Raw genomic sequence first — 14,697 nt, forward strand, 5'->3', positions numbered from 1 at the left:
ACCGAGCGTAATAGATGAGCTATACTAGTTCTAGCAAGTAGGCCTATGAAAGAAGGGGGCATAAGAAATGAAGCCTATTCAAATAGAAAAAGTACAAGAAATTCTTGAAACATTTGAAAACAAAGAGCTGTATTTACACTTAGAAACGACGAGTGGAGCCTATGCTGCTCAAGATAAAGAAAAGCTTGCGGTTGGAGCTTACATAAGAAACGGCTCAATTAAATTTACCAATGTAAAAATGGCTGGTAGCGGTCCATTTCGCGTTGGGTTTAAATTAAATGACGGCTGGATGTATGCGGAAGGCTTAACGGATTATCAGTTGGATGGTGGTCGCCTGTTAATGGCAGGTCATGATTCAAGCGGCCGTTTAGCTGTAGCCGTACAACTAAGTTATACACCATTCGACTAAGGAGGTAACGATGATGGAGAAACAAGTCCTAGTTGTTTTCCCGCACCCGGATGATGAAGCTTTCGGAACTGCAGGGCTAATAACGAAATTTGTAAATGATGGCGTGCCTGTCACTTATGCATGTGCAACGCTAGGAGAAATGGGACGTAATATGGGAAACCCATTCTTTGCAACAAGAGAAACCCTTCCAGAAGTACGTAAGAAAGAATTGCAGGATGCTTGCAATGCAATGGGGGTAAAGGACCTTCGCATGCTTGGCTTCCGTGATAAAACGCTCGAATTTGAAGATCCTGAACTGCTAGTTTCAACGATAGCGAAGCTCGTTGATGAATTGAAGCCGTCGTTAATCATTACATTTTATCCGGAATACGGTATCCATCCCGATCATGATGCCTGTTCGGCTGCTGTCATTGAGACGTTAAAACGTATGCCGAAAGAAGACCGTCCAACGGTTTATGCATTGCCAATTACTCCGGATCGCGAAGCAGTACTTGGTAAGCCAGATAAAACATTTGATGTAACGGATGTGTTAGAAACGAAGATTAAAACAATTGAAGCTCACCGTTCCCAAACAGAGGCTATGGTGGCGAGACTTGAAGACGGCTCTATGGATCCTAACTCCGAAATGATGTCGTTCATTAAGCAAGAATCCTTCTGGATCTACCCATTTGATGAATAAGTTCTGAAGCGTTCATATCTATTCCGAACAGAACGTGATATAATTTGCACTATAATATGATAGATGGAGGAATACGACCTAAATGATTACAGTTACAGATGTCGGCTTACGATATGGTGATCGTAAGCTTTTTGAAGATGTTAATATTAAATTTACTCCAGGAAACTGTTATGGACTAATCGGTGCGAATGGCGCTGGTAAGTCAACGTTTCTTAAGATTTTATCAGGTGAAATTGAACCGCAAACAGGCGATGTTCATATGGGACCTGGTGAGCGTCTTGCCGTCCTTAAGCAGAACCATTTTGAATACGAAGAGTATGAAGTACTAAACACGGTTATTATGGGACACGCTCGTCTTCATGAAGTTATGCAGGAAAAAAATGCGATCTACATGAAAGAGGATTTCTCTGATGAGGATGGTATGAAAGCTGCAGAGCTAGAAGGTGAATTTGCTGACCTTAACGGGTGGGAAGCTGAGTCTGATGCAGCCGTATTGTTGAAAGGTCTTGGGATTTCAGAAGATCTTCACTATAAAAAACTAGCTGACCTCACTGGTTCTGAAAAAGTGAAAGTGCTTCTTGCTCAGGCGCTATTTGGTTCCCCTGACATTCTTCTTCTGGATGAGCCTACGAATAACTTGGATCTTAGTGCGATTCAATGGCTAGAAGAGTTTCTTATTAACTTTGAAAACACCGTTATCGTTGTATCCCATGACCGTCACTTCTTAAACAAAGTATGTACGCACATGGCTGACCTTGATTACGGTAAAATTCAAGTATACGTAGGTAACTACGATTTCTGGTATGAATCAAGCCAGCTTGCTCGCACAATGAAAGAAGATGCGAACAAGAAGAAGGAAGAGAAAGTAAAAGAACTTCAAGCGTTTATTCAGCGTTTTAGCGCGAACGCATCGAAGTCCAAACAAGCGACTTCTCGTAAAAAACTTCTTGATAAGATTACGCTTGATGATATTAAGCCATCGTCAAGAAAGTATCCTTATGTAGCATTCACACCAAATCGTGAAATCGGAAACGATGTGCTACATGTAGAAGGTTTAACAAAAACGATTGATGGTGTGAAAGTTCTTGATAACGTGAGCTTTATGCTTAATAAAGATGATAAAGTGGCACTCGTAGGTCGTAATGAAATTGCGAATACGGCGCTCATTAAAATCTTGATGGGTGAAATGGAAGCAGATAGCGGTACGTTCAAGTGGGGCGTAACGACTTCTCAGGCTTATTTCCCTAAAGATAACTCGGAATACTTTGAAGGCGTCGATACAAACCTTGTTAACTGGCTTCGTCAATACTCGCCAGAAGATCAGAGCGAAAGCTTCCTTCGCGGTTTCTTAGGAAGAATGCTATTCTCTGGAGAAGAAGTATTGAAGAAAGCAAGCGTTCTTTCCGGTGGAGAAAAAGTACGCTGCATGCTTTCGAAAATGATGTTAAGCGGTGCAAACGTGCTTGTCCTTGACGATCCGACGAACCACTTGGATCTTGAATCAATTACAGCGCTCAACAATGGTCTTATGAACTTCAAAGGGGCAATGATCTTCACATCTCATGACCACCAGTTCATTCAAACGATCGCTAACAGAGTCATTGAAGTAACACCTAAAGGGATCATTGATAAAGAAGCAACTTATGATGAGTACCTTGAAAACACAGAACTGCAAGCTAAAGCGCAGGCAATGTATAACTAATAGACTAAAAAGCGGGTCCCACTGGGATCCGCTTTTATTCGTATACCGTTCGTGTAGATTGTTGCACATATCGTAGTCTCAAAAATAACGTAATGGCGGCAAAAAATAGTCCAGTACTAAGGCCAACCCAGTACCCATATGGACCAAACGCTGTGTATTTCGCAAGTATAAAACCTGAAGGAAGACCGATCACCCAATAAGAAATTAAGCTCATAACGAGTGTCACATTCACATCCTTATATCCTCGGAGTGCACCCTGAATTGGAGCAGCAACTGCATCTGAAAGCTGGAAAAAGATCGCATAGATTAAGAATACTTTAATCAAATCGAAAACGTCCTCATTACTTGTATACCAACTTGCAACTGCATCGTTGAATAGAAACAAACAAAGAGCTGAAAACAAAGCCATACCAACGGCAAAAGCAATTCCCATGTAACTGTAGTGCTTCGCATCTTGTAATCTTCTTGCGCCAACTTCAAATCCGATGGCGATCGTTAAAGCCATTGAAATACTAAGTGGAATCATATATAGAAGAGAGGCGAAGTTAATAGCCGCCTGATGAGCAGCAATCGTTTCGGTTGAATACGTGCTCATTAATAGCGTAACGGCGGCGAAAATACTCACTTCAAAAAAGATGGAAAAACCAATAGGGACGCCAATTTTTAACTGTTCTTTCCAAATTGAAAATGAGACTGGATAAAAACGTTTGAAGACACCGTATGCACTAAACGGTCTTACTTTTATCACGACCAGTAATGCAATTAGAAGAATAAACCAATAAGTGATCGCTGATGCATAACCAGCACCAACACCACCTAATTTAGGGAATCCCCATTTTCCAAAAATAAGTACATAGTTGAAAAATACATTGATTGGAAGCGATGTGAGAGTAACAAGCATCGTTGTCCTTGTCTGTCCAAGTGCATCAAAGAAACTTCTAAGTACCGAGTAAATAAACAATGGAACAATCCCAAATGAAAGTCCGATTAAATACTCTTTTGCAATTTGAGCTACGTTGTCCTGAAGATCCATCGTATTTAATATTGGATCCAAAATAAAACTTCCAACTACTAAAATACTAAGTGATAAAGCAATAGAAAGGTAAATGCCCTGCAGGACTGAAAAAGAAACACGATCTTCCTGTTTGGCGCCAATATAATGCGATACGATTGGCGTTATGGCAAGTAAAATACCGCTTAAGCCCGTAAAGACAGGTACCCAAAGACTCGACCCAATCGCAACTCCGGCTAGATCATTCGCCCCAGCTCTTCCGCTCATGAGTGTGTCTACAAAGTTCATTGAATAAAGACCAACTTGCGTAATTAAAATCGGGTACAAAATCACAATTAATAGTTTGATTTTTTCCTTGAGGGAATTAGTTGGATACATGGTGCAACATCCTTGCTATGTAAAATACTGAACACGGAAATTATAGCACATTCTGCCTCATCAATTAGAAAGTTATGCTACACTAAATATGTGAAATAGTGAACATACAAACGAGGTGTTAATACATGAAAAGTCGAGTAGACGTGGATACAAATATTATACTTTTTGATGGGGTTTGCAATTTATGCAATGGATTAGTGAAGTTTATGTTTAAATACGATAAGAAAGCCGTTTTCTCTTTTGCATCGCTTCAATCAGAAACGGCAGAGATTGTTCTTAAGAAAGCTGGTCTTACAGAAGTTCCAGATAGTGTGATTGTGATCAAAGAAGGGAAGGCGCTAGTTAAATCAGAAGCGGCTCTTTGGATCATTCATCAACTTGGCGGATGTTTTAAGCTATTGCTAGTATTTCGCTTCTTCCCACGTTCCATTCGAGATCGGCTCTATGACGAAATAGCCAAACGTCGTTATAAATGGTTCGGAAAAAAAGAAAGCTGTATGATCCCAACAAAGGAACAAAGAAAGCGATTTTTGTAAAAAGAAAAACGTTGAAATTGCTTACCTATCAATTTCGTTGTTATATAATGGAAAACAATGAAGGGAAGAAGGATATACGAATTCTTCTACCAAGAAAGGCATTGATCACTCATATTTCTTACCTATCGCAATCATGCATCACTTGAGAGGGGGATTTCATGGAGCACGTCATTATCGTAGAGGGTGTAACTAAAAAATATGGTTCTGTGTTTGCAGTGAAGAATTTATCTTTCACCGTAAAAAAAGGTGAAATCTTCGGTATTATTGGTCCTAATGGTGCAGGGAAAACAACGACGCTTGAAATGCTTGAAGGAATATTAAAACCTAACAGCGGTACGATTGATGTGTTAGGCTATGTTCCTACGAAACAATTACGCGAATTGAATAAGCGCATTGGCGTACAATTTCAATCCACTTCGATTCAAAAGAAAATGAAAGTAAAGGAAGCACTTCAATTATTTGCATCATTTTATGATGGGCCGAGTCAAAAGGATCATTTGATCGAATTACTCGGACTGCACGAGAAGTTAAACGTACATTTTGAAGATCTTTCAGGAGGTTGGAAGCAACGTGTCACCCTAGCACTCGCTACGATTCATCAGCCTGAAATCTTATTTCTTGATGAGCCAAGTATGGGACTGGATCCTCATGCACGTAGGGAAATGTGGTCATTGATTGAACGATTAAGAAAACAGGGATGTACAATTGTGATTACTACCCATTACATGGAGGAAGCAGAAAAATTATGCGACCGTGTGGCTATGATTTACAATGGGGAATTAAAAGCGCTTGATACGCCACAGCAGTTATTAAGTGGGAGCATTTCAAAAAATATCACTTTCGAAAGTCATCAGTTAAAACTTGAGGATATAGAACCAATACCCGGTGTGCTAAGAGTTGAAGAAAATGATGGGCTATTTCACGTGTTTTGTAAAAATCAGCAAGAAACAGCTTATCAAATTTTTCGCATCTGTCATGAGCAAGAAATTTCTCTTTCGAACTTCTATTTCGAGAAAGGTACTTTAGACGACTTATTTGTACACTATCTCGAAGAGGAGGTCGTCCAATGAACGCTGTCGTGCAGTTAGCAATTCTAGAAACGAAAATGTTCTTTCGAGATCGTTTAAGTGTGTTTTGGACATTTCTTTTTCCTGTTGTCATGATCTGGCTTTTTGGTTCCATGTTCGTTGGAAATGAAATGAATGGCCTTACTTTTGCTGAGCAGTTTGTTCCTTCTTGGATTGGAGTAAATATTGTAACAACTTCTTTTTTTACTTTAGGTACGGTTCTTGCTGGCTACCGTGAAACAGGCGTTTTGCGAAGGTATCAATCAACCCCTCTTCAACCATGGAAAATTCTCGCAGCGCATACTGTACAGGGAACTGTTATTTTCTTTTTTTCTGCCGTGTTACTAATGGTTTTTGGGATGTGGATGTATGGCCTTTCATTACCCGAATACATCGGAAGCACACTATTGGCTTTAGTTATTAGTATTCTAGCTTTCTTTCCATTTGCTCTATTCTTAACCTCACTAGCTAAAAACACCCAGGCAGCTGCAGCTATCAGTTCCCTCTTTTTAAACGTCATGCTTTTTTTATCAGGGGCCACCTTTCCAATTGCATTTATGCCAGAGGCACTTCAGTTCGTTGCGAAACTACTTCCGCTTTATTATGTCATTAATTTGCTTCGTGGAACGTGGAACGAAGCTTCCATTTCCTCTTATGGAGTCGAAGTAGGAATTTTTTTAGGAATTTCAGTAGTCTCAATCCTACTGGCCTCTCGTTTTTTTAGATGGAGCGGAAAGTAGCAGTAGACGAAAAAGGTAAGGGTTGTAAAAATTTAATTTTACTCATTTCAACCACCTTTAATTTGGTGATTCGGTTTAAAATACGAACGTTTTATTTCTTTTATTCGAAAATATTCATGTTTTACTTGAACCTCAGTTATGGGTTTGCTATGGTAGTTAAGTACTAACTAAATCAATTTTACTCGTATATTCTCAGAAATATGGTCTGAGCGTTTCTACCCGGTTCCCGTTAAAGTACTGGACTACGAGTTGAAGTATGCTGATAACTGTCTTTGTTTTTATAATGTAAAATAAGATGACAGCTATTTTTTATACTTGAACTTTTGTGGTCTGGAGGGTAGAACATTACACCATCCAGACTTTTTTTTTCACGAATACGAGAATGATATTCTAGAAGGGAGCAGCAAAAGAAAGGTTAGTCAGACAGGTTATCGTGTTTATTTAAAAAATATCCGAACATACATACTAGGGAGAGAGCAACCATGAGGAAACCAGTGATTAAAAAATACGTAGCAACAACGATGCTAACTTTACTTTTGCTAGTTGTTTTGTCAGCATGTAACTCTGAATCAGAATCTTCTGCAGAGCAAGAGACAACGGAGCGGCCCATCCTTGTTCAGGGGCCAATGCCAATTGAAGCAGAAGAATTTGCAGAAAGATTAGAGAATGTGACGGAAGAAACTTCAGGATCATTTCTTTTTTATAAAGGAACGGTAGATGATTATCCAGTGATCGTTGCAAAGACAGGAAAAGGTATGGAAAATACAGCTGCTTCAACAGCCGTAGCCATCGAGAAGTACAATCCACTTGCGATTATCAACCAGGGTACTTCGGGTGGTCATGACCCCGAATTAGATGTATTTGATATCGTTCTAGGCAAAAGAACGACGAACACCGGGTCTCTAAAAACGGTTAATTTGAATGAGGATGAAGGTATAAAGCCAACGGAATGGAAGCCAATGGATTTAATGGCTTCTGAGGGTAGCGCAGGAGAAGATCCTGATGCAGAAAATATACGCTACTTTGAAGGAGACCCAGACTTACTTGCTGCAGCAAACGCTGTAAAAGATGACTATCAAAAAGGAAAAGTTGTGGAAGGAACGATTGGTTCTGCCGACGTGTGGAATAATGAAATTGATCGTATTAATTGGTTTCATGAGAAGTATGGTACTTCCGTAGAAGAAATGGAAGGCGCAGCAGGAGCTCAAATCGCTCAAGCCTACGATGTTCCTTTCCTTGGGATTCGTATTCTTTCAAATAATAAAGTAAACGGAGGAGAATATAACCCAAATACCGCTGAAGCAAATCAAGAATATGTTTACAAAGTTGTCCAACAATATATAAAGAATCAATAAAATAACTAGAATCCGGCCGTGTTTTAACAAGAAACAGCTTAAGTCATAAGTGCAAGGTAAGACGCACTTTTCTTAAGCTGTTTTTTTATTTTCTCTTCTATCCAACTTTCCTACTTGCGACAATATGCTAGTTTTTTGTGGATTTCATTTTACACTTTGTATAGTGTATCAAAGAAATGAATCTTCTACACTTTCATTAGAAAGAAAATTCAGTTAATTACTTGAATGGGAGGGTATACATATGTCAGATTCAGTAAAAATCGGGTTAATTCAGGCGAAAAATGAGGTGGATGGCAATGAACCGGTTGAGTTGCATAAGCAAAAAGCGATTGAAAAACATATTCAGCTTGTAAGAGAAGCAAGTGAAAAGGGAGCTCAAATTGTTTGTTTACAAGAGATTTTCTATGGACCGTATTTCTGTGCAGAGCAGAATACGAAGTGGTACGACGCTGCAGAGGAAATTCCTGAGGGACCGACGACAGTAAGATTTCAAGCACTTGCTCGTGAACTTGGAATCGTGATCGTATTACCTATATATGAACGTGAAGGTATCTCTACTTATTACAACACAGCAGCTGTCCTTGATGCGGACGGTTCCTATCTAGGAAAATACCGAAAACAACATATTCCTCACGTTGCGGTTGGAGAGAACGGACACGGCTTCTGGGAAAAGTATTATTTTAAACCAGGTAACCTCGGATATCCGGTGTTTAATACGGCTTTCGGTAAAATTGGCGTATACATTTGTTATGATCGTCACTTTCCTGAAGGAGCGCGCTTACTTGGGTTAAACGGAGCAGAGATTGTTTTTAACCCTTCAGCTACAGTAGCTGGACTTTCTGAATATTTATGGAAGCTTGAGCAGCCAGCCCATGCGGTTGCGAACGGCTACTATTTAGGAGCGATTAATCGCGTTGGGACGGAAGCGCCATGGAATATGGGGGAATTTTATGGTCAATCGTATTTGGTAGACCCACGTGGCAACTTTGTTGCGATGGGCTCGCGTGATGAAGATGAAGTTATTATCGGTGAAGTGAATAAAAAGATGATTCGAGAAGTTCGAGATACATGGCAATTTTATCGTGATCGCCGTCCAGAAACTTACGGAGAAATGACGTCATTATTACCTTAGCGAGCAGGTGTGGCTTGGCCACCTGCTTTTTCGTTTAAAGCTCTTGCAGAACAGAGCTCATTTTATTTATAGGGGGGACTCATATGAGTACTAGCGAACCAATGATTCAACGAGAGCTTCAGAAACGATTTACCGAAGTCACACCACCGCTCACGAACCAGGAAGCGTTTCAAGAATCGCAAAGGTGTCTTTATTGTTACGATGCTCCGTGCATCCAGGCGTGTCCAACCGGCATTGATATCCCTACCTTTATTAAGAAAATCGCGTCAGGTAATATGAAAGGTTCCGCTAAAACAATCATGACAGCCAATCCAGTAGGGGCAAGCTGTGCAAGAGTTTGTCCAACTGAAGAACTATGTGAAGGTGCTTGCGTACTTAATCATTCGACGAAACCGATTTTAATCGGAAACCTTCAAAGGTACGCCACTGATTGGGCAATAAAAAATGATCAGGTCCTATTTAAAGAAGGTCAACCAAACGGTAAGAGCGTCGCCATTGTGGGGGGAGGTCCAGCGGGATTATCTGCCGCTCGTGAGCTTGCTCTGCTTGGGTATAGCGTGACGGTTTATGAAGCTGAAAAGCAAGCAGGGGGGCTCGATACGTATGGGATCGTCTCATTTCGCTTACCGAAGGCCATATCTTTATGGGAAGTTGAGCAAATCGAAAACTTGGGCGTTACGATTAAAACGGGTGTAAAGGTTGGCGTAGATATTCCATTTCATGAGCTTCTTGCAACGAATGATCGCGTGATTTTAGCAATTGGAATGGCAAACGTCCCTGATCTTCAAATTGCAGGTGAAAATGCGGAGGGCGTTTATGATGCGATTGAACTTGTAAAAATGACAAAAGACGCACCATTTCCAACTCACTTAAAAGATAAGAAAGTGGTAGTGATTGGCGCAGGTAATACTGCAATCGATGGTGCTACTTGCTCTGTTCGGCTTGGAGCAGAAAACGTGAAAATTCTTTATCGTCGATCCGAACAAGAAATGACTGCCTATGATTCTGAATACGAATTCGCCAAACAAGATGGCGTTGAGTTTCGCTGGTTAACGCAACCAGTCGAAATTGTCACAAATAAGTCAGGACAAGTTACAGGGATGAAATGCGTGAAAATGAAGCTTTCAGAACCGGCTGAGGACGGGAGAAGGAGAACTGAACCTATCCCAAACTCTGAATTTTTGATTGAATGCGATGCAGTCGTCAAGGCGATTGGGCAAAAGCGTCATCTTTCTTTTATTGAAGAACTTGGTATTGCGCATAACGACGGCGTTATTTTAATTAACCCAGATACGATGGAAACATCCAATCCAAAAATCTATGCATGTGGCGATGTGATCTTTGGAAAAGGTCAGGGAGAAGCCATGGTTGTTTCCGCGGCCCAACAGGGGAAAACCGCTGCTTATCATATGCATGAAAGTTTAAAAGAAACGTACTCAGCGTAATGGGAGAAAGGGGAATAATGATGGCAGATCTTAGAACGAATCTTGCGGGGATTACTTCACCGAACCCATTTTGGCTCGCATCTGCACCACCTACGAACTCAGGCTATCAAGTGCAGCGTGCGTTTGAAGCAGGATGGGGAGGAGCTGTTTGGAAAACGTTAGGGGATCCAATTCTAAATGTTTCTTCAAGATACGCAGCCGTTCACTTTAATGGGCAGCGCGTAGCTGGATTTAATAATATTGAGCTCATTACAGACCGACCGCTGGAAGTGAATTTGAAGGAAATCTATGAAACGAAGAAAAAGTTTCCGAATCATGCTGTTGTTGCTTCGTTGATGGTTGAGCCCAATCAAGAAGCATGGCATGAAATCGTTAAAAAGACAGAGGCCGCAGGTGTAGATGGTCTAGAACTAAACTTTGGTTGTCCTCATGGAATGGCTGAACGAGGAATGGGGTCTGCTTCTGGGCAAGTGCCTGAACTTGTAGAAAAACAAACCTATTGGGCAAAAGAAGCGGCTGAAACACCAGTTATTGTTAAGTTAACACCTAATATTACGGATATTACCGCTACGGCTGAGGCTGCCGTTAGGGGTGGAGCAGATGCAGTAAGCATGATTAATACGATTAATAGCCTTGCTGGAGTGGATATTGATACGTGGCGACCGATTCCGCATGTTGGAGGAAAAGGCGCACATGGTGGCTATTGTGGACCTGCCGTGAAGCCGATCGCATTAAACATGGTCAGTGAATGTGCAAGAAATAGTCGTATTAATGTCCCGATATCTGGAATGGGCGGGGTGTCAAACTGGCAGAATGCGATTGAATTTATGTTGATGGGCGCAAGCAATGTCCAGATTTGTACTGCAGCGATGCACCACGGTTTTCGTATTGTCGAAGATCTGATCGACGGTTTGTCTACGTATCTTGATGAAAGAGGCATCCTTTCAGTTCAAGATATTATTGGAAAATCTGTTCCTACCTTTTCAGACTGGGGAAACCTCGACCTCAATTACAAAGTTGTCGCGCGGATTAATAATGACGTTTGCATTAATTGCAATAAATGTCACATTGCCTGCGAAGACACTTCTCATCAATGTATTGATATGTTAAAAGATCCAAAAGGACATGCCATTCTTCAAGTAAGAGAAGAAGATTGTGTTGGCTGTAATTTATGTTCAATCGTCTGTCCAGTTGATGGTGCAATTGATATGGTTGAGCTAAAAAGTGACTTGCCACCGATGACCTGGAATGAACGCCAATCGCTCATTACTTCGCTTAAAGATTATAAAGTTACAAAATAAATAGGAGGGTTTTTTATGAAAAAAATCATTCGCAATGGAACAATTGTAACGGCAAGTGAAACGTATCAGGCAGATATTCTTATATCAGATGGCGTGATATCTTCTATCGGAAAAAGCATTGAAGTGGAGGGTGCTGAAGTTGTTGATGCTACGGATCGCTATGTTTTTCCAGGCGGTATTGACCCCCATACACATCTGGAAATGCCATTTGGAGGCACAGTAACAAAAGACGATTTTGAGACTGGAACGATAGCGGCAGCGTTTGGCGGAACAACCTCGGTCATTGATTTTTGTCTCACTGAAAAAGGAAAACCACTTTCTCACGCAATTAAAACATGGCACGACAAATCAAAAGATAAATCGGTGATTGATTATAGCTTTCATTTAATGATTAGTGAAATTAATGATGAGGTATTAGATCAATTACCTGCTGTGATCAATCAAGAAGGAATTACATCTTTTAAAGTATTTATGGCCTATAAAAACGTCTTTCAAGCTGACGATGAAACCCTTTATCGTACGCTATTAGCTGCGAAAGAACATGGAGCGCTAGTTATGGTTCACGCCGAAAATGGAGATGTTATCGAATATTTAACGAAAGAAGCGTTAGCCAAAGGACAGACAGAGCCGATTTATCATGCTCTTACAAGGCCACCGGAAGTTGAAGGAGAGGCGACTGGGCGTGCTGCACAATTAACAGGACTCGCTTCTTCTCAATTATATGTCGTTCACGTAAGTTGTCAGGAAGCGGCGGATAAGATTGCGGAAGCAAGAAAGAAAGGTTATGACATACATGGAGAAACGTGCCCACAATACCTTGTTTTAGACCAATCGTACTTAGAGAAACCGAACTTCGAAGGCGCAAAATATGTGTGGAGTCCGCCCCTTAGGGAAAAATGGAATCAGGATGCGCTCTGGAATGCACTTAGAACGGGACAGCTAGAAACCATTGGCTCGGATCAGTGCTCTTTTGACTTTAATGGTCAAAAAGATTTAGGAAGAGATGATTTTACCAAAATACCAAATGGCGGACCAATGATTGAAGATCGATTTAGCATTCTTTTTTCAGAAGGGGTTCGAAAAGGTAGGATTTCATTAAACAAATTTGTTGATATTACTTCTACAAAATCAGCTAAGCTATTTGGGTTATTTCCAAAGAAAGGAACCATTTCGATTGGAGCAGATGCGGATTTAGTCATTTTTAATCCAGAAACAAAACGAAAAATTTCTGCCGACACACACCATATGGCAGTTGACTACAATGCATTCGAAGGGATGGAAGTGACTGGTGAACCTGAAACAGTACTAGTAAGAGGAGAGTTTGTTATCAAAAACAAACAATTTGTAGGAACACCGGGTTCAGGACAGTATCTGAAACGAGCAAAGTATGGCAAGACGACAAATATGACAGACAAGCCGATGATGATCCAGTAAGAGACTGAAAAAGGAGATAGCTGAATGAAAAAAGAGGAAAGCTATTTAAAATCACCGGACCTTTTGCCAATTGCTCATAAGGATAAAAAGATCGGGACTGGCGGGTTTGCCATGATGTGGGTTGGGATGGCTGTTGTGCTTGCAGCGTTTGCAATTGGTGGAGCAGGGGTTCAATCCTTATCACTAACATGGGTCGTGGTTGCAACGATTATTGGAACGATTGGAATTGGGTTGTTTATTACGGTAATAGGTGATATTGGCATTGAACATGGGTTATCTTTTCCCGTTTATATGAGAGCGCCTTTTGGAACGATTGGAACCCATATACCCTCAATCGTTAGAGGACTTGCAGCATCATTCTGGTTTGGCATCAACACTTACTTTGGCGCAACCGCGATGAATGCAATTTTAAACGTTCTATTTGGATTTGATAACTGGTTCGTCTGTTTCCTTATTTTTGCTACTGTTCAGCTTGTTAATACAGCGCTAGGCATTAAAGCTGTGGAACGATTCGCAGATCTTGCCGCACCGGTTATTATCATTATTTCGGTTTGGATGTACGCATCTCTTTCAGAACAAGCCATTTCTCAAGGTAGAGAAGTGTGGGCTTGGATTGAAAGTCCCGTAACAGGTGGCGCTGCAGTAACTGCTTTTCTCGTCGTCATCTTTAGTAATATGGGATTTTGGGCAACGATTTCAGCTGACATTCCATCGATCTCTCGCTTCATTAAAGCCCCTAAATTTGAACGAAACTGGGTAAAAAGAAATAAAGGAACACTTGTCGGTAGTATGGTTGCGCTACCGATTACCCAGACCTTCATGGTCGTAATCGGTGGTGTGTCTTACATTGCTGTATCAAATTACGATCCAGTCGTTGCGTTACAAGAAGCCGCGACAGGTTTGGTTCTAGGTGTCCTTCTATTAATGATTGTTCTTGCACAGTGGTCAACAAATGTTTCTGCAAATCTTGTGCCAGCTGCAACAATTTTTTCAAATGTTGGAGGCCCGAGAGTACCGTTTTGGGCTGGGGTATTCATTGCCGGTATTGTTGGATCGGTTGTTCAGCCTTGGAGTCTATTTAATATACTTATCCCTATTCTATTGATCGTGGGCGGGATCTTATCCGCTATCGTTGGTATTCTCTTTGCTGACTATTATCTTTTACGCAAAAGACGCGTAAATGTGCCAGACTTGTATGAGAAAGATGGCCAGTATCGCTATATGAACGGTGTTAATGCTGCTGGTTTTATCGCCTGGTTCATCGGGGGATTAGCTGCTTATTTCCTTTCTAACTACTCGTTTTTAGTCGGTTTTCTCGTAGGCGCTGGCACTTATTATGTATTAGCAAAGTACTGGTGGTTCAAAAAATACAAACAAGCAGAAATGCTGGATCCAAGTGATGAGAAATTTCTCGGCATTACAGTTGGGCGTGATTGGATCATCGGCAGTGACAGCGAATCGCAAGCTGTGCAAGAAGTCGGTAGTGGACTTGATGAAAGGAGGTAAG

The 14,697-nt window shown here is 41.0% G+C and carries 13 protein-coding genes and 1 riboswitch; of the genes, 12 read left to right on the forward strand and 1 reads right to left on the reverse strand.

Going from position 1 to position 14,697, the window contains the following annotated elements:
* Positions 1–67: 67 nt before the first annotated feature.
* The 3 genes from LCL91_RS04195 (at position 68) to LCL91_RS04205 (ending at position 2,790) form a co-directional block, all read left to right on the forward strand.
* A complete protein-coding gene (locus LCL91_RS04195; protein WP_224880226.1) occupies positions 68–409 on the forward strand; it encodes a YojF family protein in 342 nt (113 codons plus the stop codon).
* 13 nt (positions 410–422) lie between these two features.
* On the forward strand, positions 423–1,088 hold the full coding sequence (gene bshB2, locus LCL91_RS04200) for a bacillithiol biosynthesis deacetylase BshB2 (protein WP_224880228.1): 666 nt from the start codon (positions 423–425) through the stop codon (positions 1,086–1,088).
* Between the two features lie 82 nt (positions 1,089–1,170).
* Positions 1,171–2,790, forward strand: a complete 1,620-nt coding sequence (locus LCL91_RS04205) for an ABC-F family ATP-binding cassette domain-containing protein (protein ID WP_159782568.1) — start codon at positions 1,171–1,173, stop codon at positions 2,788–2,790.
* Between the two features lie 34 nt (positions 2,791–2,824).
* Here LCL91_RS04205 and LCL91_RS04210 read toward each other — a convergent pair whose 3' ends face one another.
* Positions 2,825–4,180 (reverse strand): MATE family efflux transporter, encoded by a 1,356-nt coding sequence (locus LCL91_RS04210; RefSeq protein ID WP_224880230.1) that lies wholly within the window; start codon positions 4,178–4,180, stop codon positions 2,825–2,827.
* A gap of 125 nt (positions 4,181–4,305) precedes the next feature.
* On the opposite strand from LCL91_RS04210, the gene LCL91_RS04215 reads away from it, so the two are divergent.
* The 9 genes from LCL91_RS04215 to LCL91_RS04255 all read left to right on the forward strand — a co-directional run bounded on the left by LCL91_RS04215 (position 4,306) and on the right by LCL91_RS04255 (position 14,696).
* The gene (locus LCL91_RS04215; protein WP_224880232.1) at positions 4,306–4,716 is read left to right on the forward strand and encodes a thiol-disulfide oxidoreductase DCC family protein; all 411 of its coding nucleotides are present in this window, start codon (positions 4,306–4,308) and stop codon (positions 4,714–4,716) included.
* Between the two features lie 158 nt (positions 4,717–4,874).
* Positions 4,875–5,786, forward strand: coding sequence for an ABC transporter ATP-binding protein (locus tag LCL91_RS04220; RefSeq protein WP_224880234.1), 912 nt, complete (start codon positions 4,875–4,877; stop codon positions 5,784–5,786).
* Entirely contained in the window at positions 5,783–6,523 is a 741-nt protein-coding gene (locus tag LCL91_RS04225) for an ABC transporter permease (protein WP_224880237.1), read from the forward strand. Before LCL91_RS04220 ends, LCL91_RS04225 begins: the two co-directional genes overlap by 4 nt.
* 162 nt (positions 6,524–6,685) lie before the next feature.
* A riboswitch (purine riboswitch) is annotated at positions 6,686–6,788 on the forward strand.
* 217 nt (positions 6,789–7,005) lie between these two features.
* A complete protein-coding gene (locus LCL91_RS04230) occupies positions 7,006–7,878 on the forward strand; it encodes a 5'-methylthioadenosine/S-adenosylhomocysteine nucleosidase (RefSeq protein WP_224880239.1) in 873 nt (290 codons plus the stop codon).
* Positions 7,879–8,119: 241 nt separating this feature from the next.
* Entirely contained in the window at positions 8,120–9,010 is an 891-nt protein-coding gene (locus LCL91_RS04235) for a nitrilase-related carbon-nitrogen hydrolase (protein WP_224880241.1), read from the forward strand.
* A gap of 83 nt (positions 9,011–9,093) precedes the next feature.
* Entirely contained in the window at positions 9,094–10,455 is a 1,362-nt protein-coding gene (locus tag LCL91_RS04240) for an NAD(P)-dependent oxidoreductase (protein WP_224880242.1), read from the forward strand.
* A gap of 20 nt (positions 10,456–10,475) precedes the next feature.
* Complete coding sequence (preA, locus tag LCL91_RS04245; RefSeq protein ID WP_224880244.1) at positions 10,476–11,756, forward strand: NAD-dependent dihydropyrimidine dehydrogenase subunit PreA; 1,281 nt, start codon at positions 10,476–10,478, stop codon at positions 11,754–11,756.
* Between the two features lie 15 nt (positions 11,757–11,771).
* Positions 11,772–13,190, forward strand: coding sequence for a dihydropyrimidinase (hydA, locus tag LCL91_RS04250; RefSeq protein WP_224880246.1), 1,419 nt, complete (start codon positions 11,772–11,774; stop codon positions 13,188–13,190).
* Positions 13,191–13,214: 24 nt separating this feature from the next.
* Positions 13,215–14,696 carry an NCS1 family transporter gene (locus tag LCL91_RS04255; RefSeq protein WP_224880247.1) on the forward strand — a complete coding sequence of 494 codons (1,482 nt, stop codon included), beginning with the start codon at positions 13,215–13,217 and terminating at the stop codon, positions 14,694–14,696.
* Position 14,697: the final 1 nt, after the last annotated feature.

This window comes from Guptibacillus hwajinpoensis, assembly GCF_020171785.1.
Classification (GTDB): domain Bacteria; phylum Bacillota; class Bacilli; order Bacillales; family Guptibacillaceae; genus Guptibacillus; species Guptibacillus sedimenti.